Raw genomic sequence first — 20355 nt, forward strand, 5'->3', positions numbered from 1 at the left:
GATCGACTGTGGGAGCGGGCTTGCCCGCGAAAGGGCGTTATGCGGTTGAACGTCTTACTCGGCGGGCAGTGAAAGACGCTGGCCCGACATCAACAGCGCCAACCGGCTCAGGCTCATCCAAGGGGAACCGGTGGCCTGACCCTTGATCTGCGCATCGATGCGCTGGGCTTCGAGCAACAACTGCGCCCAGCGTTGCGCCGAGTAGCGTTGCAGGGCTTTGCTCATCAGGGGTTTGCGCTTGTCCCAGACTGGCGGTTTCGCCTGGCTGAAGCACTTGTCCAGCGGCGTGCCCTGGCTGTACTGCAGCGAGATATTGGCCAGCAGGCGCAACTCCCGCGCCAGTGCCCAGAGAATCACCGGTGGCTCGACGCCTTCACCGCGCAGGCCTTCAAGCATGCGCAAGGCGTGGGCCGGTTCGCCGTTGAGTACGGCGTCGGTCAGGCCAAACACGTCGAAGCGCGCACTGTCGGCCACCGCGGCCTGCACGGTTTCGACGGTGATCTGCCCACCTTCGGCCATCAACTTGAGCTTTTCGATTTCCTGCGCAGCGGCGAGCAGGTTGCCCTCGACGCGTGCGGCGATCAGTTCGACCGCGTCCTGGCTGGCCGACAAACCGGCTTGCGACAGACGCTGGCGAATCCAGCTCGGCAACTGGTTGGCATCCACCGGCCAGATCTGGATGAACTGGGTCTGCTGGCCTTCGACCAGGGCCTTGCCCCACTTGGTCTTCTGCGCACTGCCGTCGAGCTTGGGCAAGCTGATCAGCAGCACCGTGTCTTCAGCGGGGCGCGAGCAGTATTCGATCAGCGCGGCAGCGCCCTTGTCACCGGGCTTGCCCGAAGGCAGGCGCAGTTCCAGCAGGCGTTTTTCGGCGAACAGCGACATGCTGGCGCCGGCCTGCAACAAGGTCCCCCAATCGAAATTGGCGTCGGCGGCGAACACCTGGCGTTCGTCGAAACCTTGCTGGCGGGCAGCACTGCGAATGGCGTCGGCGGCTTCCTGGCACAACAGCGGGTCATCGCCGCTGATGATATAGACGGGCGCGAGCGCGCCTTGCAGGTGTTTGCCGAGTTGAGCGGGAGCGAGCTTCATAAGAGAGGGCGAACGGGGCGCCTGAGCGCCCCGTACGTCTTACTGCTGCGGCAGTTCGAGCGGCGACTGACGCGGGGTTTCCGCTTCAGCTTTCTGCGCCGCCTTCAGCGCGTCGGCTTCAGCCCGGGCACGGTCGTTGGCCGCTTGCTGCAATTGCTGCAGTTGGCCCGGCGTCAGCTGTTGCAGGCGCAGCATCATGCGCTGAACCAGTTCGCGACGGGTTTCGCGACGGGCGTCGTTGGCTTCCTGATCGGAGCCGACGAGGTTGTTGCCGTCGTGGATGAACACTTTCTGCACTTCAAGCTTGTCGCTCAGCAGGTTCAGATTGTGTTCGCCTACGATGTCGTAGTTCAGCACGGTGGTCACTTGGTACTCACCCGTACGACCGGCACCGGCGTAGCTGAGGATACGCTGGTTTTCCTGTTCGTCAGCCAGATACAGCTTGTACGGTGCACCGCTGTAGACCTTGACGCCGCTGGACTCGAGCACCTGACGCAGCTGGGTGACGGTCTCGCCATACGCGTTACGGGCGCTCAGATCGAGCTCCTTGATCGACAGTTCGTTGGTGCCGGTGCCACGCAGCTGGAAACCGCAGGCGCTCAGCAGAACGGCGAGGCCCATCACCAGCAGATTGCGTTTGATCATTGTGTTGCTCCCCTTGAAACCATGTGGGCCGACCCTGCGGCCCGAAAGGTTTTACAGTGCGTCAGGCGAACCTGACGCCCAATCCAATTTAGCTGGCGACGATGTTGACCAGTTTCCCTGGTACAACGATCACTTTGCGAATGGTCAGACCGTCGACGAAACGCAGCACGTTTTCGTTGGCGCGGGCCGCCGCTTCAACTTCTTCGCGGGTGGCGCTGGCCGGCATTTCGATCTGGCCACGCAGCTTGCCGTTCACTTGAATGACCAGTTGCAGGCTGTCCTGCACCAGTGCGCTTTCATCGACCGCAGGCCAGCCGGCATCGATCACCGGGTCAGCGTGGCCCAGTTGATTCCACAGCTCATGGCTGATGTGCGGCGTGATCGGAGCCAGCAACAACGTGACAGCTTCCAGACCTTCGTGAATCAGCGCGCGGTCCTGTTCGGTGCCTTGCGCAGCTTTTTCCAGCACGTTCATCAGCGTCATCACCTGAGCGATGGCGGTGTTGAATTTGTGGTTCTGGCCGACGTCATGGCTGGCCTGTTTGATGGCCAGGTGGATGGCGCGGCGCACGGCTTTCTGCTCGTCGTTCAGGCCTGCGATGTCCAGTTTGCCCGGCAGGCCCTGGGTCACATGGGCCTGCGCCAGACGCCAGACGCGCTTGAGGAAGCGGTGCGAGCCTTCAACGCCGGAGTCCGACCATTCGGCGCTCATGTCCGGCGGCGAAGCGAACATCATGAACAGGCGGCAGGTGTCGGCGCCAAACTGATCGATCATCGACTGTGGGTCGACACCGTTGTTCTTCGACTTGGCCATTTTCTCGGTGCCACCGATTTCCACCGGCAAGCCGTCGGATTTCAGTTTGGCGCTGATGACCTTGGCCTTGCTGTCACGCTCCAGTTCCACGTCCGCCGGGTTGAACCAGGTGTAGGCTCCGTTGGCTTCGCGACGGTAGTAAGTTTCGGCGATCACCATGCCCTGGGTCAGCAGGTTCTTGAACGGCTCGTTGGAGCTGACCAGACCTTCGTCACGCATCAGCTTGTGGAAGAAGCGCGCGTACAGCAGGTGAAGAATGGCGTGTTCGATGCCACCGATGTACTGATCCACCGGCAACCAGTGGTCGGCCGCGGATTTTTCCACCAGGCCACCTTCGAAGTGCGGCGAGGCGTAACGGGCGTAGTACCACGAGGACTCGACGAAGGTGTCCATGGTGTCGGTTTCACGCTTGGCAGGCTGGCCGCATTTCGGGCAGTTGCACTCGTAGAATTCCGGCATGCGCGCCAGCGGCGAACCGGCGCCGTCCGGCACCACGTCTTCCGGCAGAACCACCGGCAACTGGTCTTCCGGCACCGGCACGTCACCGCAGGTGGCGCAGTGGATGATCGGAATCGGGCAGCCCCAGTAGCGCTGACGGCTGATGCCCCAGTCGCGCAGGCGGAACTGGGTACGCGAGGCGCCGAGGTTTTTCTTGATCAGGGCGACTTCCATGGCGTCGAACGCGCCGGTGAAGTCCAGGCCGTCGAACTCGCCGGAATTGATCAGCGTGCCGTGCTCGCCGTAGGCGTCTTGCCACGGAGCCGGGTTAGTGTCACCGGAGCTGGTGCGCACCACCGATTTGACTGGCAGGTTGTATTTGTGGGCGAATTCGAAATCGCGCTCGTCGTGCGCCGGGACCGCCATCACGGCGCCGTCGCCGTAGTGCATCAGCACGTAGTTGGCGACCCATACCGGGAGTTTTTCACCGGTCAGCGGGTGCTCGACGAACAGGCCGGTCGGCAGGCCTTTTTTCTCTTGAGTGGCGACGTCGGCTTCAGCCACGCTGCCGCCCTTGCATTCAGCGATGAACGCTTGCAGCTCAGGGTTGTTCTGCGCGGCCTGGGTCGCCAGCGGGTGCTCGGCAGCCACGGCAACGTAGGTCGCGCCCATCAGGGTGTCCGGACGGGTGGTGAAGACCTTGAGGGTGCCTGCTTCGCCGATCGAGTCGACGTTGTACGGGAACTGCACTTCCATGCCGCGGGATTTGCCGATCCAGTTGCGCTGCATGGTCTTGACCTGTTCCGGCCAGCCAGTCAGTTCGTCGAGGCTCTCCAGCAGCTCATCCGCGTAAGCGGTGATCTTGAAGTAGTACATCGGGATTTCGCGCTTTTCGATCAGCGCGCCGGAGCGCCAGCCGCGACCATCGATCACCTGTTCGTTGGCCAGCACGGTCTGGTCGACCGGGTCCCAGTTCACGGTGCCGTTCTTGCGGTAGATCACGCCTTTTTCGAACAGGCGAGTGAACAGCCATTGTTCCCAGCGGTAGTAATCCGGCTTGCAGGTGGTCACTTCACGGGACCAGTCCACCGCCAGGCCCAGGCTGCGCAGCTGGGACTTCATGTAGGCGATGTTTTCGTAGGTCCACTTGGCGGGTGCCACGTTGTTCTTCATCGCGGCGTTTTCCGCCGGCATGCCGAAGGCGTCCCAACCCATCGGTTGCAGAACGTTCTTGCCTTGCATGCGCTGGTAGCGGGAGATCACGTCGCCGATGGTGTAGTTGCGCACGTGCCCCATGTGTAGCTTGCCGCTGGGGTAAGGGAACATCGACAGGCAGTAGTAGGTTTCCTTGCCTGGCTGTTCACTGACTTCAAAGGACTTTTGCTCGTCCCAGAACGACTGGGCGGCGGCTTCGATTTCACGGGGCTGATATTGTTCGTGCATGGCTACTTTTGTACTGGATAGGGGTGGCCTAATCCTCTTCAACGCGCCCTCCGGGGATGCTCCGGACAGGCTGGAAGTGGAATGACAGGAAGCGCCGTAGCATACATGACCGCGCTTGGCCTAGGGAAACCCTGATTACAGCTGTCTGGCCCCGGAAAACCGTGGCGAGGGCCGTTGGTCGCGGCGTTCAGCCGGTTTGTGCAGCGAAGCTAAGCTCTTATTGGGGAGTGAGTCTTATCTTCAATGAGGTGAGGGATGGTGGAGCAACGGCAAAAAAACGTGACGAAACCCGAGTTGTATGAACGGTTGATGGATCGTCTGGGCATGGCGCTCGACGCTGCAAAGACCGCTGGCCGGCTGCGCGATGAGCGCCCCGTGGAACTGGAATTGCGTGGCTTGAGCCCCGCCGAGTTCAAACTGGTCAAGGCCTATCTGGATCGCAGTGAGCGTGAATCGCATGGATACCTGTCGCAGGCAGTGAAACAGCTCGATGCAGCACATTCAGCCAAGGTCATCTGGCTCAAGGACAAGGCGCCCGGCAGAGACACCGTAAAGGTTCGTTCTGTGCAGGCCAAGTAATCGCATGGCAGGTCAAGTAACGGATCTTTTCCAACAGGATCCTACCTATCGGTTGTAACGTTTCATTAACACTCTTAGGCTTCGGGCATCTCTGGAGATGCCCCGATGCCTTTTCGTTACTTCATCAAACAACTGCTCTTGCCGCCCGGCATTCTTTTGCTGCTGTTGCTGCTCGCCTGGTGGCTGCGTCGCTCCCGGCCACGGCTGGCCGGCCTGTGTTTTGCCCTTAGCCTGGGTGGTTTCTGGCTGATGAGCCTGCCGGTGGTGGTGCAATGGGGCGCCAAAGCGCTGGAGCGTGAGCCGCCGCTGCCCCGTGAGTCGTGGTCGATATTGGCGCAGCGCGCCGATGCTATCGTGGTGCTGGGTTCCGGGCGCGAGCGCGGCGATCTGGCCTGGGGCGAGGACCAACCAACCGGCGTGGGGCTGGAGCGTCAGCGCTATGCCGCGCGATTGGCCAAGGCCTCCGGGCTGCCGATTCTGACCAGCGGTGGCCTGCATTACGGCACGCCCCCGACCGAGGCGAAGCTGATGGCCGATTCGTTGCGCGATGATTTCGGCGTGACCACGCGCTGGCAGGAAGGCGAGAGCCGTACCACCTGGGAAAACGCCAAATTCAGCGCCGACATCTTGTTGCCACAAGGCATCAAGCGCGTCGTGGTGGTCACGCAGGCCTGGCACATGCCGCGCGCCGTGTGGTGTTTCCAGCAGGCAGGATTCGAAGTGGTGCCGGCGCCCGTCGGGTTTCTCGGAACCGATAATGCGCGCCCGTTTGGTGGCTGGCTGCCGGAGTTCAAGTCGATCTGGCAGAGCGGGCAGTTGCTGAATGAGGCGGTGGGGCAGGTGGGGTATTCGTTGTTTTACCGCTAAGAGCACTGTTTTGAGAGGGCTTCCGTGGCGAGGGGATTTATCCCCGATGGGTGGCGAAGCCGCCCCAAAACCTGCATCTCGGACTTTCAGGTAAATCGAGTGCAATGGATTTGCGATGACTGCGTCATCGATCGGGGATAAATCCCCTCACCACAGTGTTTATGGATCGCTTTTAAAGGGTTTTCGACATCCGGCTCGCCATCAGCGCCCAGCCAAACAGCAGCACACAGACGATGATCAGCGGCCACGAACGCCATTGCAGGTACGGCGTCAGGTTGTGCATCGGCACCACTTCGCCATACAGAATGCCCTGCTCGAACTGCGGGATCTGCTCGGTGATCTGCCCGAACGGGTTGATCAGTCCGGTCACGCCGTTGTTTGTAGCGCGGATCATCCAGCGGCCTGCCTCAAGTGCGCGCATTTGCGCCATTTGCAGGTGTTGCAGCGGGCCGATCGAGGTGCCGAACCAAGTGTCGTTGCTGATCGTCAGCAGCAGATCGCTGCGTGCCGACAGCCCAGCGGCGAATTCCGGGTACACCACTTCGTAGCAGATGAATGGCGCGATTTGATAACCCTTGGCCTGCAGCAACGGCTGATCCGCCGGCCCGCGAGCGAAGTCGGACATCGGCAAGTCAAAGAACGCGATCAACCCGCGCAGCAGATCCTGCAACGGCACGTACTCACCGAACGGCACCAGTTTCTGCTTGAGGTAGGTGCCATCGCCCTCGCCGACCACGGTGATGCCGTTGAAGAAGCGTTTTTCGTGGCGGACCGTCTCGCGGATCGGCACGCCGGTGATCAGCGCCGATTTACGCTCGGCGGCGAAGTTGCCCATCATGTTCAAGTAGCCCTCGGCGGACTCCTTGAGCACCGGTACCGCGGTTTCCGGCCAGATCAGCAGGTCCACCGGCTTCGAGCGAAAACTCAGGTCGCGATACAGCGCCAGTTGCGCGTTGAGCTGCGCCGGATCCCATTTCATGCTTTGTTCGACGTTGCCCTGAATCGCGGCGACGCTCAGTGCCGGGCCGGACGGACTGGTCCAGGCGTGGCCCTTGAGCGCAATACCCGCCACCCATGGCCCGACCAGCAACAGCAAACCGGCCGCGATAAAGCCTTTACGACCGGTTTGCAGCAGGCGCGGTGCGTTGTAGATCAGCGCCGCAGTCAGCGCCAGAACGAACGACACCAACCACATGCCGCCCACCGGCGCGAGCCCGGCCAATGGGCCGTCGAGCTGACTGTAACCGGAGTAGAGCCATGGAAAACCGGTGAGAAACCAGCCACGAAACGCTTCCTGACCGACCCACAGCGCGGCAAACGCCAGCGCATCGGCCAACGGTGCCTCGTTGCGGCGCAACCAGCGCGCCCAGACCCAGGCGGGCAGGGCGAAGAACAGAGCGATCGCTGCGGTGAACAGCAGCATCAGGAACCCGGCCAGCAGCACCGAGGCACCACCGAAGTGGTGGATGCTGTAGTAGATCCAACTGGTGCCGGCGCCGAACAGGCCGAAACCGAAACACCAGCCACGGCCCAGCGCCTGACGCGGTTTCAGCTCGCGCAGGCCGGCGTAGAACAGCCCAACCGCGAGCAAAGCCAGCGGCCAGATGTTGAACGGGGCGAGGGCGAAGGTGGTGATTGCACCGGCCGCCACGGCCAGCAGGTTACCGGGCCAGCCGGGGCGGGTTGTCCAGCGCATTTCAGTCCTTAGATTTCTTACCGGGCGATAGGGGTCAGTCGCAGCAAATGAATCCGACGGCTGTCGGCGTTCAGGATGCGGAAACGATAGGCGCCGATTTCAGTGATTTCGTTGCGTTTTGGCAAGTGCCCGAACGCGCTCATCACCAGACCGCCGACGGTGTCGAACTCGTCGTCGGAGAATTCGCTGTCGAAGAACTCGTTGAAGTTCTCGATCGGTGTCAGGGCCTTGATCAGGAAGTCACCGCTGGGCAGCGGCTTGATGTAGCTGTCTTCTTCGACGTCGTGCTCGTCTTCGATGTCGCCGACGATCTGTTCCAGCACGTCTTCAATCGTCACCAGACCGGCCACGCCGCCGTACTCGTCGATGACGATGGCCATGTGGTTGTGGTTGGCGCGGAATTCACGCAGCAACACGTTCAGACGCTTGGACTCCGGCACGAAGGTGGCCGGGCGCAGCAGGTCCTTGATGTTGAAGCTGTCGCCGTTCTCCTTGAGGATCAGCGGCAGCAGATCCTTGGCCAGCAGCACGCCCATCACGTCGTCGTGGCTTTCGCCGATGACCGGATAGCGCGAGTGGGCCGAGTCGACCACGGCCGGGAGGAATTCACGGGGTGTCTGGTTCGCCTTGATGCTGATCATCTGCGAGCGCGGCACCATGATGTCGCGTACTTGCAGGTCAGCCACTTGAATGGCGCCTTCGACGATGGCCAGCGCTTCGCTGTCCAGCAGTTTGTTCTGATGTGCATCACGCAGCAGCTCAAGCAGCTCCTGACGGTTCTTCGGCTCGTGGGCAAAAGCCTGGGTCAGTTTACCCAGCCATGACTTCTGCCCGTTGCTCGATCGATCTTCGCTCATAGCGATTACTCTGAATCCTTTGTTGTAACGATAGGGGATGTTTCGGCTTCGTCGTCCGCGTACGGATCGGGATAGCCCAGTTCGGCAAGCAACTCGCGTTCCAGTGCTTCCATTTCTTCGGCTTCGTCGTCATCTATATGGTCGTAACCGAGCAGATGCAAGCAGCCGTGAATGACTAGATGTGCCCAATGGGCCTGGAGTTCCTTGCCTTGTTCGGCAGCTTCGCGCTCGACCACGGCCACGCAGATCACCAGATCGCCAAGCAGCGGGATATCGAGAAACTCGTCCGGGACTTCGGCCGGGAACGACAGGACGTTGGTCGCGTAATCCTTATGGCGCCAGGTGTGATTCAGCTCACGACCTTCTTCCTCGTCAACCAGACGAATGGTCATTTCCGAGTCGGCGCTGCGCTGGCGCAGGGCCAGTTCGCACCATTTGCGGAAGTCGGCTTCACTCGGGGCGTTCGCTTCGGTAGCGATTTGCAGATCCAGCTCAAGCATCGCGCGAGGTTTCCCTGGCGGCTTCGGCACGGGTCTCGAAGCGCTCGTAGGCCTCGACGATCCGCTGCACCAACGGATGGCGCACGACGTCTTTGGGCTGGAAATGGGTGAAGCTGATGCCCGGAACGTCCTTGAGCACTTCGATCACATGATGCAGCCCGGACTTGGTGCCGCGCGGCAGGTCGACCTGGGTGATGTCGCCGGTGATGACCGCGGTGGAGCCGAAGCCGATCCGGGTCAGAAACATCTTCATCTGCTCGACGGTGGTGTTCTGGCTTTCGTCGAGAATGATGAAGCTGTTGTTCAGCGTCCGACCGCGCATGTAGGCCAGCGGCGCGACTTCGATCACCTGACGTTCGATCAGCTTGGCCACGTATTCGAAGCCGAGCATTTCGTAGAGGGCGTCGTACAGCGGGCGCAGGTACGGGTCGATCTTCTGGGCGAGATCACCCGGCAGGAAACCGAGTTTTTCACCGGCTTCAACCGCCGGACGTACCAGCAGGATGCGGCGGATCTGCTCGCGCTCCAGGGCATCGACGGCGCAAGCCACAGCCAGATAGGTCTTGCCGGTACCGGCCGGACCGATGCCGAAGTTGATGTCGTTGCCGAGGATTTCCTTCACGTAGCGCAGCTGATTCAAGCCGCGTGGGCGAATCATGCCTTTCTTGGTGCGCAGGGCGACGGAGGCTTCGGCGGGGGCGTGGTTGTCCAGTTCGACCACGGCCGATTCCTGGAGGAACAGGTGCACCATGTCTGGCGACAGCTCGGTACCCTTGGTTTCGCGGTACAGGCGGCGCAGCAGGTTTTCCGCAGACGTGGTGTGCTTGGGGTCGCCGATCAGCTCGAACTGGTTTCCGCGATTGCGGATCTCGATGGCCAGGCGCTGTTCGATCAAGCGCAGATGCTCGTCGAATTGCCCGCACAGATTGGCGAAGCGGCGAGCCTCAAAGGGCTCGAGGATAAAACGATGTGGTTCTATGGGTGCGTTCAAGGTCGTATTTAGCCGCCCTGGGGCAATTAAGATGAAATCAAGGATAACGCCAGTGGCGTGGGTGCGAAAGCTCTTAAATATCGATGCGAGTCTGGAAAGCCTTTCTGTTGCGGGTGGAGTTATCTGTGGCGAGGGGATTCATCCCCGATGGGCCGCGGAGCGGCCCCAAAACCAGAGCTTTCGGTATGGCAGATTCACCACAACTTCAGCTTTGGGTCGGCTGCGCCAACCATCGGGGATAAATCCCCTCACCACAACAGCCCTACTACAGAAGACGCGCGGTGTTATTGAATCAACGAGCCGCGCAGCGAGTGCGGTTGCGCCGCGTCGATGTGCACGTCGGCGAACTGGCCGATCAGGGTCGGATTATCGCAGCGGAAGTTGACGATACGATTATTCTCGGTACGCCCTTGCAGCTCGCCCGGGTCTTTCTTCGAGTAGTCGGTGACCAGAATGCGTTGGATCGAACCGACCATTTGTCGGCTGATCTCGAACCCTTGCTGATTCAAACGATGCTGCAAGGTGTTCAGGCGTTCTTTCTTCAGCTCCTCCGGGGTGTCATCGGCCAGATCGGCCGCCGGGGTGCCCGGGCGCTGGCTATAGACGAACGAGTAGGAGAAGTCGAAACCGACGTCGGCAATCAGCTTCATGGTCTGTTCGAAGTCTTTCTCGGTTTCGCCGGGGAAGCCGACGATGAAGTCCGAACTGATGCAGATACCCGGTACCGCAGCGCGCAGTTTGCGCAGCTTGGATTTGTACTCCAGCGCGGTGTGGTTGCGCTTCATCGCCGCGAGGATCCGGTCGGAACCCGACTGCACCGGCAAGTGCAGGTGTTTGACCAGCTCCGGCACTTCGGCGTGGGCCTGGATCAGGCTGTCGGAGAACTCCAGCGGGTGCGAAGTGGTGTAGCGGATGCGATCGATGCCGTCGACAGCGGCGACCACGCGGATCAGCTCGGCCAGATCGGCCAGGCGACCGTCATGAGTCGTACCGCGATAACCGTTGACGTTCTGTCCGAGCAAGGTCACTTCACGCACGCCGTTCTCGGCGAGGTGAATGATCTCGGCAATCACGTCATCGAACGGCCGGCTGACTTCTTCGCCACGGGTGTAGGGCACCACGCAGAACGTGCAGTACTTGCTGCAACCTTCCATCACCGACACGTAGGCGCTCGGGCCGTCGATGCGCGGCTCGGGCAGGTGGTCGAATTTTTCGATTTCCGGGAACGAGACGTCGACCTGCGGCAACTTGCTGCTGCGTGCGGCGTCGATCATTTCCGGCAGACGGTGAAGGGTCTGCGGGCCGAAGACCACGTCGACATACGGCGCGCGATCACGGATCGCCGCACCTTCCTGGCTGGCCACGCAACCACCGACGGCGATCACCATGTCCGGGTTGGCCAGTTTCAGTTCGCGCCAGCGGCCGAGCTGCGAGTACACCCGATCCTGGGCACGCTCGCGGATCGAACAGGTGTTGAGCAGAATCACGTCGGCGTCTTCGGCACGGGCGGTGACTTCCAGGGCCTGATGTTCGCCCAGCAGATCGACCATGCGCGAGCTGTCGTACTCGTTCATCTGGCAACCGTGGGTTTCGATGTAAAGCTTCTTGGCCATGGATTTTGGTCGTCACGTGATTCAAAGAACCGCGCATTATAGGGAACAAGCCCTCAGGTTCCTACCGCTGTGCTTCCGGTGGCTATGCTATAGTTTGCGCCCTCATTTTTATCCCCGATGTTATCCCCCGCCATGACCAAACGCGAAGCTCCAATCTATAAGGTGATTTTCCTCAACCAGGGCCAGGTGTTCGAAATGTACGCCAAGCAGATCTATCAAAGTGATCTGTGGGGTTTTCTGGAAGTGGAAGAGTTCGTCTTTGGCGAGCGCACGCAAGTGGTCGTCGATCCGAGCGAAGAGAAGCTCAAGGCGCAGTTCGAAGGCGTGGTGCGCAGCTTTGTGCCGATGCATTCGATCGTGCGCATCGACGAGGTGGAGCGTCTGGGCACCCCGAAAATCAGCGAAGCCCGTGGCGCGGTCGGCAATGTGATGCCGTTTCCGATGCCGATGCCTGAGAAGTAAGCCCGGATCTGGATTTGAAATGATTTGTGGCGAGGGGATTTATCCCCGATCGACTGCGAAGCAGGCGCAAGTCCATTCAGCAAGGTATGTCAGAAGGAACTTGATTGCAGGGTTTTGGGGCTGCTACGCAACCCATCGGGGATAAATCCCCTCGCCACAAAAGCGCTTATGGCAATGGCGAAAACGGCGTACGCCCATCTGCGCTCTGCAGTTCCATCAGGTATTTACGGAAAATTTGCCCGAGCACCTGGGTCGCGGTTTCGAGGTCTTCGCGGGACATTTTTTCGGAGACTTCGTCGGCGGTGTCCAGCGCATCTTCGGCGCCGTTGACCGCGGCCATCTTCAGCACGATGTACGCCTGAATGTTGTTGGCCTGCACGCCTTCGCCGTGGAAGAACATGGTGCCAAGCTTGAACTGCGCCTGAGCGTGGCCTTGCAGCGAGGCCTTTTCGAAATAGCTCAGGGCTTGATTGAGATCGCGTGGCGCATTCTTGCCGTCGTAGTAGAACTCACCCAACTCGTATTGCGCTTGCGCATCCCCTTCGTCGGCCGCTTTCTGGCAGGCGGCCAGTGCCTGCGTGACGTCTTGCGGCTGAGTGTTGAGGGTGCAACGCCCCATCGCCGGGATCAACAACGAGTTGCCGCCTGCTTGTGCATGCGCGAGCAGGGGCTGAAGGAGCAACAGGCAGCCCAAGGCAAGGGTGCGGCCGGTGCGGTTCATGGGAATCGACTTACCTCTGAAGGGCACGCGGACCCATCGAGGGATCCAATAAGCGCGCATTATGAAATAAGCAGGGCCAACCTTACAAAGTCTTTACTCGTTTTTCTGCTGCGCGGGGAATATATCGGCCACTTTCTGGCGGATTTTTAGCAGAGGCGTGGGAAAAACAGCGTGGGTGTAGGTGAAAGCTGACGCTGGCCATGGCCAACGTCAGCGGTACGGCGATTACTTCAGTGCAGCGAAGGCACGTTCGGCAGCGTCCAAGGTGATTTTCAGCTCGGCTTCGCCGTGGGCGATCGAGGTGAAACCGGCTTCGAATGCACTCGGTGCCAGGTACACGCCGCCTTCCAGCATCAGGTGGAAGAAGCGACCGAACAGTGCTGCGTCGCTGGCCATCACGTCTTCAAAGGTGACGATGTCGTCGGCGCCGCTGAAGTACAGGCCGAACATGCCACCCGCTTGCGTGGTCACGAACGGAATACCCGCGGCATCGGCGCGTTGTTGCAGGCCGTCGAGCAGGCGCGTGGTGTAGTCGGTCAGTTCGGCGTGGAACCCCGGACGGCTGATCAGGCGCAGGGTGGTCAGACCGGCGGCCATCGCCAGCGGGTTACCCGACAGGGTGCCGGCCTGGTACACCGGGCCCAACGGCGCGATGCGTTCCATGATTTCACGTTTGCCGCCGAAGCAGCCGACCGGCATGCCGCCGCCGATGATCTTGCCGAAGGTGGTCAGATCCGGGGTCACGCCGTAGTGCGCCTGGGCGCCGCCGAGGGCAACGCGGAAACCGGTCATCACTTCGTCGAAAATCAGCACCACGCCATGCTTGTCGCACAGCGAACGCAGGCCTTCGAGAAAACCCGGTGCCGGCGGCACGCAGTTCATGTTGCCAGCGACTGGCTCGACGATGATGCAGGCGACGTCCTGACCGACTTCGGCGAGCATCTTCTCCACAGCGTCGATGTCGTTGAACGGCAGGGTCAGGGTGTGTTTGGCGAACGCTGCCGGTACACCGGCGGAGCTTGGCACGCCTTGAGTCAAAGCGCCGGAGCCGGCCTTGACCAGCAGGCTGTCGGAGTGACCGTGGTAGCAACCTTCGAACTTGATGATGCTGTCACGACCGGTGTAACCACGGGCCAGACGAATCGCACTCATGGTCGCTTCGGTGCCGGAGCTGACCATGCGCACCATGTCCATCGACGGCACCAGCGAGCAGACCAGGTCGGCCATCTCGGTTTCCATCGCGGTCGGCGCGCCGTAGGACAGGCCGTGCTGCAGTTGATTGCGCACCGCATCGAGCACGTCCGGGTGGCTGTGGCCGAGGATCATCGGCCCCCACGAACCGACGTAATCCACATAACGCTTGTCGTCTTCGTCGGTGACGTAGGCGCCTTCGGCATGCTTGAAGAACAGCGGTGTGCCGCCCACGCTCTTGAAGGCGCGAACCGGCGAGTTCACACCACCGGGAATGTGTTTCTGGGCATTGGCAAACAGGGTTTCGGAACGAGACATGTTCGGACTCTCAAATCAGATTTTCAGAAGTTCGTTGAAGGCGCGGGCGCGGCGGGTCACTTCGGCGGTGCTCTCTGCACCGAACAAGCCGTGGACCACCGCCAGCAGGTCGACCCCGTGGGCCACCAGTGGCGCGGCGTTGTCGAGGGTGATGCCGCCAATCGCGCAGACCGGCAGATGCAGCTTGCGTTTGGCCTCGTCGAGCAGATCGAGGCTGCAGCTTGGCGCGCCGGGTTTGGTGTTGGAATTGAAGAAGCGACCGAAGGCGACATAGCTCGCGCCTTCTTTGGCGGCTTGCTCGGCCAGTTCGAGTTGCGCGTGGCAGGTCGAACCGATGATGGCTTTGGAGCCGAGCAGGGCGCGGGTCGGCGACAGCGGGCCGTCGGTCTGCCCCAGGTGCACGCCGACGTTGAGGCGTGCGGCCAATTCGGCGTCATCGTTGATGATCAACTGCGTCTTGTAGCGTTCGCACAGATCGCGTAGCGCTTCGGCCTCGCGCAGACGGCGGGCCTCGTCGCTGCTTTTGTCGCGGTATTGCAGCAGGGTGACGCCGCCTTCCAGCGCCGCCTCCACATACGACAGAAACTTGCCCGCCAGCAATTGGCTATCGGTGATGGCGTACAGGCCACGGAGTTTCATCAGGCAGACCTCACGACGTTACGAGCAAAAATCCAGCGGCAGGCGACGCGGCACGAACTGGCCTTTGCCCAGTTGTTCGGCATCGCGCAGGGTGCGCCAGGTGTAATCCAGTGCAGTACGCACCGCGCTGGCGAGGTTTTCACCCTGGGCCAGCCGACCGGCGAGGGCGCTGGCCAATGTGCAGCCGGAACCGTGATAACTGCCCGGCAAACGCTGGCAATAGAAGGTTTCACGCAGGCCGTCACGGCTGTACAGGCGATTGTGGATTTCAGTTTCGTCGCCATGGCCGCCGGTGATCAGCAGGTGTTTGACGAACGGCAAGAGCTTTTCCGCGCACTCGTCCGCAGTGCCTTCGGGCAGTTCGGCGAGAATCCGCGCTTCGGGAAGGTTGGGGGTGGCAATTATCGACAGCGGCAGCAGACGCTCGCGCATCGCATAACCGACTTCGTCCTTGCCCAGGCGTCCGCCGCCGCCGGCACGCAGCACCGGGTCGCAGACCACTGGCAAGTGCGGGTGCGCAGAGAGCAGTTCGACCACGGTGTCGACCATTTCCAGCGAGCCGAGCATGCCCAGTTTGACCGCAGCGACTTCGGAGTCGTTGAGCACGGCATTGGCCTGGGCCAGTACCCACTCACGGTCGAGGACGCGGAAGTCAGTGACGTTGACGGTGTCTTGCACGGTCAGGGCGGTGACGGCCGGAGCCGCATGGCAACCCTGCGCGAGCAGGGCTTCGATATCTGCCTGCAAGCCGGCGCCACCACTGGGGTCGTGGCCGGAGAGACAGAGGACAACGGGGCGGGAGCTGTAGATATTCATGGTGCGCGAGCTTACCACCAAACCTGATTTTGGGGTTCAGTCCTGAAAGCGTTTGGCTAGAGATTGTCTGACACATTGCGGCCATTAGTCGGGTAGCAATTGTGGCGAGGGGATTTATCCCCGATGCGCTGCGAAGCAGTCGCAAATCCATTCTATGAATCGTGTCTGAAAGAATCTGGTTGCATGGTTTGGGGCCGCTTCGCGACCCATCGGGGATAAATCCCCTCGCCACAAGAGGTATTTACAACATCCGTCGTTGTAGTGAGCTGACCAACTCAACAGCTCTAGCCCGCTGCTTTGCTCTGAAACGCCCGTTCTAGAGCCTTTGTAGGAAAAATTTCGATGGTGCTCAATGGCCATCAACGGCTATGCTAGTCTGGATCCAAACCAATAACAGGTAATACCGGTTTTACGTCTACTCAAAGGGAATGGGGGGCTTCCTGACACAACCGGACGAGCCACGCTGGGGCTTCAATGCGCTATTTGCTGATGTTGCTGTTCTGCTTGCCCCTCCTCGCAAGCGCCGTCGAGTTCGACGAAAATACCCAGAGCCTTCCCCTGGGTCGCTCCTTGCAAGTGTTCGAAGACCCGAGCGGTCAGGCGAACATCGCCGACGTCCGTGCTCAAGCGGCGGCGGGCAATTTCAAACCCCACGACAAAGCCACGCTCAACGCCGGTTACTCGCGCTCGGCGTTCTGGCTGAAGATCGACCTGCATTACCGTCCGAACAATCCGGCCGCCCAACGCACCTGGCTGCTGGAACTGGCGTATCCGCCGCTCGATCATCTCGACCTTTATATGGCCGATGCCAATGGCGACTACCGCCTGATCCGGCAGACCGGCGACGCCTTGCCGTTCGCCAGTCGCGAGATCCGGCAGAACAATTACCTGTTCGACCTGACCTTCGCCCCTGACCAGCAAAAAACCGTGTACCTGCGCCTGGCCAGCGAGGGTTCGATTCAGGCGCCGGTGACGTTATGGTCGAGCACCGCGTACCTCGAAGACCAGCCGGTGCGCCTGTATGTGCTGGGGATTATCTATGGCGTGCTGCTGGGGATGCTGGTCTACAACCTGTTCATCTACCTGAGCGTGCGCGACACCAGTTACCTCTATTACATCTTCTACATCGCCTCGTTCGGCCTTTATCAACTGTCGGTGAACGGCGCGGCGGTCGAGTATTTCTGGCCGGACAATCCGTGGTGGGCCAACGCCGCCACACCATTTTTCATCGGTTGCGCCGGCCTGTTCGGCAGCCAGTTCGCCCGCAGTTTCCTGCAGACCAGAACCCACAGCCGCTGGCTCGACTATCTGCTGATCGCCCTGATCGCGTTCGGCGCGCTGGTGGTCGGGCTGTCGCTGATGACCAGTTACGCCTTGTCGCTGCGCCTGGCGACCCTGTTGGCGCTGGTGTTCACCGTGGTGATCTTCGCCGCCGGGATTCTCGCCTGGTGGCGCGGCTTGCGGGTGGCGCGTTATTTCATCATTGCCTGGTCGGCATTCCTGCTCGGCGGCATCGTCAATACGCTGATGGTGCTGGGCCTGCTGCCGAACGTGTTCCTGACCATGTACGCCAGCCAGATCGGTTCGGCGATCGAAGTCGCGCTGCTGTCGCTGGCGCTGGCCGACCGCATCAACGCCATGCGCGAACAACAGGCGCAGACCCTGTTCGACGCCGGGCAGAAGCTCGAAGTGCTCAACCAGCAACTGGCCCACAGCAACAAGCTCAAGGATGAATTCCTCGCGACCCTGACCCACGAATTGCGCACGCCGATGAACGGTGTGATCGGTTCGCTGGAACTGATGCAGACCGTCGAGCTGGAGCCTGAACTGGAGCAATACCAGCAAACCGCCGCCGGCTCCGCCCGGGACATGATGCGCATGGTCAACGGCATCCTCACCCTCACCGAACTGCAGGCCGGCAAGCTCAAGGCGACGCCGGGCAGCTTCAGCCTGCGCGCGGTGGTCGAGGCCTTGCGCGTGCAGTTCGACGGCAACGCGGCGAGCAAGTCGCTGGACTTCAAAGTCGAGGTGCTGCCGACCCTGCCGGATCGCTTGCACGGCGATAGCGCCAAACTGGCGCAGTGCCTGGAGTGCCTGCTGGACAACGCGATCAAGTTCACCCGGGTCGGTGGTCTCGCGCTGCGAGTGACCGGCAAACCGTCGGCGGGCAATCGCTTGGCGTTGTCGTTTGCGGTGATCGACACCGGCATCGGTTTCACCGATCTGGGCGAGGCGACGATGTATCAGCGCTTCTTCCAGCTCGACGGCTCGATGACCCGCGAATACGGCGGGCTGGGCGTGGGGCTGGCGATCTGTCGGCAACTGGTGGAACTGCTCGGCGGCAAGCTGACTCACCGCTCCCAGCCTGGCAGCGGCAGCCGTTTTCAACTGGATGTCGAGTTCGAGCTGCCGGAAGTCGAAGCGGCGCCAACCGCGGACGCGCTGCACGAGCGTAGCCGTGCGCCGCAGGATTGCACGGTGTTGCTGGTGGATGACAACAGCGTCAACCAACTGGTGATGCGCGGCATGCTACTCAAACTGGGGTTCCGCGTACGCACGGCGGACAACGGCGCGGCGGCGCTGGATTATCTGCAGCGCGAGGCCTTCGATGCGGTGCTGATCGATTGCCAGTTGCCCAGCCACGAAGGGGCCTCGTTGTGCTGCCAGATTCATGGGTTGCCCGGCTGCGCCAATCTGCCGGTGTTCATGCTGGCCCTGGGCACGGATCGCGAGCATTGCGCACCGGGCACGCGCATCGATTACCTGAACAAACCGGTGAAATTCGAAGACCTGCAAACGGCGCTGGAGCGTCGGGTGCTCAGCGCGTAATAGGGTGAAAGCGCCGACAGTTCGGCGCATATGACACTTTGATCAACCACGGGCCGGTGCTTAACTGGATCCCTTGGCTGACCAAAGGAGCCCCGTCATGAACCTGCATCAGTTCGCCGAAACCCACGAAGTCACCAACCAGCCGCCATCGCTGGACGGTGCCAACCTGTACCGCATCGACCTGCCATTGCAGGAGTGGTCGCGCCGTTTTGGCGCCGGTTGGGCCGAGTCGCGAATCGACACCTATGGCGCTCTGGCCGGTGGGCCGCTGATGGAAGCCGGGTTCCTCGCAAATCAGAACAAACCGGTATTCGTCAGCCATGACCGCTACGGTCATCGCATCGATCTGGTGGAATTCCATCCCGCTTATCACGAACTGATGCGCACCGCGATCGAACATGGCCTGACTTCATCACCCTGGACTCATCCGCAGGACGGCGCACATGTCGCCCGCGCCTCGATGAGCTATCTGCACAGCCAGGCCGAGGCGGGCAGCGGTTGCCCGTTGACCATGACCTTCGCCAGCGTCCCGGCCATGCGCTTGCAGCCGGATCTGGCCGAACAGTGGCTGCCGAAAATCCTCGCCACAGAATACGACCCGCGCAACGTCGGCATGGCGCACAAGGCCGGCGTGACTATCGGCATGGCCATGACCGAGAAACAGGGCGGCACCGACGTGCGGGCCAATACCACCAAGGCCTATCCGGTGGGTGCCAGTGGCCCGGGCCAGGCCTATGAACTGGTCGGGCACAAGTGGTTCTGCTCGGCGCCGATGTGCGATGCATTCCTGACGCTGGCGCAGACCGACAAGGGCCTGACCTGCTTCCTGCTGCCGCGCCACCGCCCCGACGACACGCGTAATCAGTTCTACATCCAGCGCCTGAAAAACAAACTCGGCAACCAGTCCAACGCCTCCAGTGAAGTGGAATTCCGTGGCGCTTTGGCGTGGATGGTCGGCGAAGGGGGGCGTGGCGTGCCGACCATCATCGAGATGGTGGCGATGACCCGTTTCGATTGCATGGTCGGCTCCAGCTCGCTGATGCGTCAGGCGCTGACCCAGGCCAGTCACCACTGCGCGCACCGCATGGTCGGCGGCAAACTGCTCGGCGAGCAACCGTTGATGCAGAACGTGTTGGCCGATCTGGCGCTGGAAAGCGAGGCCGCACTGGCGCTGAGCCTGCGCATGGGCAAGGCGCTGGATCATCTGGATGACCGCCACGAAGCACAATTCGCCCGGCTGGTGACGGCGGTGGGCAAATACTGGATCTGCAAACGTGCCCCCGGAATGATCAACGAAGCCGCCGAGTGCATGGGCGGTGCCGGGTATGTCGAGGAGAGCATCCTGCCACGGCTGTATCGCGAAGCGCCGGTCAACTCGACGTGGGAAGGCTCGGGCAATGTGCAGTGCCTGGACGTGCTGCGTGCGCTGTCGAAAGAACCGGGTGTGCTCGACGTGTTGTTCAGCGAATTGGGCGATGGCCATGGCGACAAACGTCTGGCTGCGCATATCCAGCAGTTGCAGGCGCAGTTCAAGGACACCAGCGATATTCAGTATCGGGCGCGGCAACTCACCGAAGACATCGCGCTCGGTTTGCAGGCCAAGCTATTGCTGGAGGCCGGCAACTCGGCGGTCAGCGACGCGTTCATTGCCAGCCGCCTGAGTGGTGGCGGCCGGGTCTACGGTGCATTGCCGCGTGGGCTGGACGTCGAAGCCATCGTCACCCGTTCAACCCCCCAGGGTTTCTGACCCAACACAAATCCCCTTGTGGGAGCGGGCTTGCTCGCGAATGTGGTGTGTCAGTCAATGGATAGGTCGACTGACACAGCGCATTCGCGAGCAAGCC

Annotated in this window: 17 protein-coding genes; 5 read left to right on the top strand and 12 right to left on the bottom strand. The window is 61.3% G+C overall.

What is annotated here, in order from left to right:
- Positions 1 to 54: 54 nt before the first annotated feature.
- The 3 genes from holA to leuS all read right to left on the bottom strand — a co-directional run bounded on the left by holA (position 55) and on the right by leuS (position 4432).
- A complete protein-coding gene (gene holA / locus QMX91_RS04735) occupies positions 55 to 1092 on the bottom strand; it encodes a DNA polymerase III subunit delta (RefSeq protein ID WP_098965773.1) in 1038 nt (345 codons plus the stop codon).
- 39 nt (positions 1093 to 1131) lie between these two features.
- Entirely contained in the window at positions 1132 to 1737 is a 606-nt protein-coding gene (gene lptE, locus QMX91_RS04740; protein WP_007960576.1) for an LPS assembly lipoprotein LptE, read from the bottom strand.
- A gap of 88 nt (positions 1738 to 1825) precedes the next feature.
- The gene (gene leuS, locus QMX91_RS04745) at positions 1826 to 4432 is read right to left on the bottom strand and encodes a leucine--tRNA ligase (protein ID WP_097089330.1); all 2607 of its coding nucleotides are present in this window, start codon (positions 4430 to 4432) and stop codon (positions 1826 to 1828) included.
- Positions 4433 to 4687: 255 nt separating this feature from the next.
- Here leuS and QMX91_RS04750 point away from each other — a divergent pair, with 255 nt between their 5' ends.
- Both QMX91_RS04750 and QMX91_RS04755 read left to right on the top strand, forming a co-directional pair.
- A complete protein-coding gene (locus QMX91_RS04750; protein WP_096796296.1) occupies positions 4688 to 5011 on the top strand; it encodes a hypothetical protein in 324 nt (107 codons plus the stop codon).
- Between the two features lie 105 nt (positions 5012 to 5116).
- On the top strand, positions 5117 to 5878 hold the full coding sequence (locus QMX91_RS04755) for a YdcF family protein (RefSeq protein WP_282412333.1): 762 nt from the start codon (positions 5117 to 5119) through the stop codon (positions 5876 to 5878).
- Positions 5879 to 6050: 172 nt separating this feature from the next.
- Here the strand turns inward: QMX91_RS04755 and lnt are convergent, their stop codons facing one another.
- The 5 genes from lnt to miaB all read right to left on the bottom strand — a co-directional run bounded on the left by lnt (position 6051) and on the right by miaB (position 11535).
- Complete coding sequence (gene lnt, locus QMX91_RS04760) at positions 6051 to 7574, bottom strand: apolipoprotein N-acyltransferase (RefSeq protein ID WP_134787404.1); 1524 nt, start codon at positions 7572 to 7574, stop codon at positions 6051 to 6053.
- A gap of 17 nt (positions 7575 to 7591) precedes the next feature.
- Entirely contained in the window at positions 7592 to 8431 is an 840-nt protein-coding gene (locus QMX91_RS04765) for an HlyC/CorC family transporter (RefSeq protein WP_027612886.1), read from the bottom strand.
- 5 nt (positions 8432 to 8436) lie between these two features.
- Positions 8437 to 8931, bottom strand: a complete 495-nt coding sequence (gene ybeY / locus QMX91_RS04770) for an rRNA maturation RNase YbeY (RefSeq protein ID WP_096795275.1) — start codon at positions 8929 to 8931, stop codon at positions 8437 to 8439.
- The gene (locus tag QMX91_RS04775) at positions 8924 to 9922 is read right to left on the bottom strand and encodes a PhoH family protein (protein WP_097089326.1); all 999 of its coding nucleotides are present in this window, start codon (positions 9920 to 9922) and stop codon (positions 8924 to 8926) included. The genes ybeY and QMX91_RS04775 overlap by 8 nt, the downstream gene beginning before the upstream one ends.
- A gap of 284 nt (positions 9923 to 10206) precedes the next feature.
- Entirely contained in the window at positions 10207 to 11535 is a 1329-nt protein-coding gene (gene miaB, locus QMX91_RS04780; RefSeq protein WP_282412334.1) for a tRNA (N6-isopentenyl adenosine(37)-C2)-methylthiotransferase MiaB, read from the bottom strand.
- 132 nt (positions 11536 to 11667) lie between these two features.
- On the opposite strand from miaB, the gene QMX91_RS04785 reads away from it, so the two are divergent.
- Positions 11668 to 11997, top strand: a complete 330-nt coding sequence (locus tag QMX91_RS04785; protein ID WP_003185742.1) for a DUF1820 family protein — start codon at positions 11668 to 11670, stop codon at positions 11995 to 11997.
- A 166-nt stretch (positions 11998 to 12163) separates the two neighbouring features.
- Here the strand turns inward: QMX91_RS04785 and QMX91_RS04790 are convergent, their stop codons facing one another.
- From QMX91_RS04790 to QMX91_RS04805, 4 genes are all read right to left on the bottom strand, one after another.
- A complete protein-coding gene (locus QMX91_RS04790) occupies positions 12164 to 12718 on the bottom strand; it encodes a tetratricopeptide repeat protein (RefSeq protein WP_003228518.1) in 555 nt (184 codons plus the stop codon).
- Positions 12719 to 12943: 225 nt separating this feature from the next.
- The gene (hemL, locus tag QMX91_RS04795) at positions 12944 to 14227 is read right to left on the bottom strand and encodes a glutamate-1-semialdehyde 2,1-aminomutase (protein ID WP_134787403.1); all 1284 of its coding nucleotides are present in this window, start codon (positions 14225 to 14227) and stop codon (positions 12944 to 12946) included.
- Between the two features lie 15 nt (positions 14228 to 14242).
- Positions 14243 to 14866 (bottom strand): thiamine phosphate synthase, encoded by a 624-nt coding sequence (thiE, locus tag QMX91_RS04800; RefSeq protein ID WP_007960555.1) that lies wholly within the window; start codon positions 14864 to 14866, stop codon positions 14243 to 14245.
- An 18-nt stretch (positions 14867 to 14884) separates the two neighbouring features.
- Positions 14885 to 15682, bottom strand: coding sequence for a hydroxymethylpyrimidine/phosphomethylpyrimidine kinase (locus tag QMX91_RS04805; protein ID WP_003228511.1), 798 nt, complete (start codon positions 15680 to 15682; stop codon positions 14885 to 14887).
- Positions 15683 to 16156: 474 nt separating this feature from the next.
- Between QMX91_RS04805 and QMX91_RS04810 the strand changes: the two genes are divergently transcribed.
- Complete coding sequence (locus tag QMX91_RS04810; protein ID WP_098965767.1) at positions 16157 to 18511, top strand: hybrid sensor histidine kinase/response regulator; 2355 nt, start codon at positions 16157 to 16159, stop codon at positions 18509 to 18511.
- A gap of 97 nt (positions 18512 to 18608) precedes the next feature.
- Complete coding sequence (locus QMX91_RS04815; protein WP_282412335.1) at positions 18609 to 20258, top strand: acyl-CoA dehydrogenase family protein; 1650 nt, start codon at positions 18609 to 18611, stop codon at positions 20256 to 20258.
- Positions 20259 to 20355: the final 97 nt, after the last annotated feature.

The organism is Pseudomonas sp. PS01299, assembly GCF_029960145.1.
In the GTDB taxonomy this organism is placed as follows: Bacteria; Pseudomonadota; Gammaproteobacteria; order Pseudomonadales; family Pseudomonadaceae; genus Aquipseudomonas; species Aquipseudomonas putida_A.

What these genes read in the sequence shown, in the direction of transcription:
- holA (WP_098965773.1), bottom strand. Translation starts at nt 1,092, where the DNA reads ATGAAGCTCGCTCCCGCTCAACTCGGCAAACACCTGCAAGGCGCGCTC.
- lptE (WP_007960576.1), bottom strand. Translation starts at nt 1,737, where the DNA reads ATGATCAAACGCAATCTGCTGGTGATGGGCCTCGCCGTTCTGCTGAGC.
- leuS (WP_097089330.1), bottom strand. Translation starts at nt 4,432, where the DNA reads ATGCACGAACAATATCAGCCCCGTGAAATCGAAGCCGCCGCCCAGTCG.
- QMX91_RS04750 (WP_096796296.1), top strand. Translation starts at nt 4,688, where the DNA reads ATGGTGGAGCAACGGCAAAAAAACGTGACGAAACCCGAGTTGTATGAA.
- QMX91_RS04755 (WP_282412333.1), top strand. Translation starts at nt 5,117, where the DNA reads ATGCCTTTTCGTTACTTCATCAAACAACTGCTCTTGCCGCCCGGCATT.
- lnt (WP_134787404.1), bottom strand. Translation starts at nt 7,574, where the DNA reads ATGCGCTGGACAACCCGCCCCGGCTGGCCCGGTAACCTGCTGGCCGTG.
- QMX91_RS04765 (WP_027612886.1), bottom strand. Translation starts at nt 8,431, where the DNA reads ATGAGCGAAGATCGATCGAGCAACGGGCAGAAGTCATGGCTGGGTAAA.
- ybeY (WP_096795275.1), bottom strand. Translation starts at nt 8,931, where the DNA reads ATGCTTGAGCTGGATCTGCAAATCGCTACCGAAGCGAACGCCCCGAGT.
- miaB (WP_282412334.1), bottom strand. Translation starts at nt 11,535, where the DNA reads ATGGCCAAGAAGCTTTACATCGAAACCCACGGTTGCCAGATGAACGAG.
- QMX91_RS04785 (WP_003185742.1), top strand. Translation starts at nt 11,668, where the DNA reads ATGACCAAACGCGAAGCTCCAATCTATAAGGTGATTTTCCTCAACCAG.
- QMX91_RS04790 (WP_003228518.1), bottom strand. Translation starts at nt 12,718, where the DNA reads ATGAACCGCACCGGCCGCACCCTTGCCTTGGGCTGCCTGTTGCTCCTT.
- hemL (WP_134787403.1), bottom strand. Translation starts at nt 14,227, where the DNA reads ATGTCTCGTTCCGAAACCCTGTTTGCCAATGCCCAGAAACACATTCCC.
- thiE (WP_007960555.1), bottom strand. Translation starts at nt 14,866, where the DNA reads ATGAAACTCCGTGGCCTGTACGCCATCACCGATAGCCAATTGCTGGCG.
- QMX91_RS04805 (WP_003228511.1), bottom strand. Translation starts at nt 15,682, where the DNA reads ATGAATATCTACAGCTCCCGCCCCGTTGTCCTCTGTCTCTCCGGCCAC.
- QMX91_RS04810 (WP_098965767.1), top strand. Translation starts at nt 16,157, where the DNA reads ATGCGCTATTTGCTGATGTTGCTGTTCTGCTTGCCCCTCCTCGCAAGC.
- QMX91_RS04815 (WP_282412335.1), top strand. Translation starts at nt 18,609, where the DNA reads ATGAACCTGCATCAGTTCGCCGAAACCCACGAAGTCACCAACCAGCCG.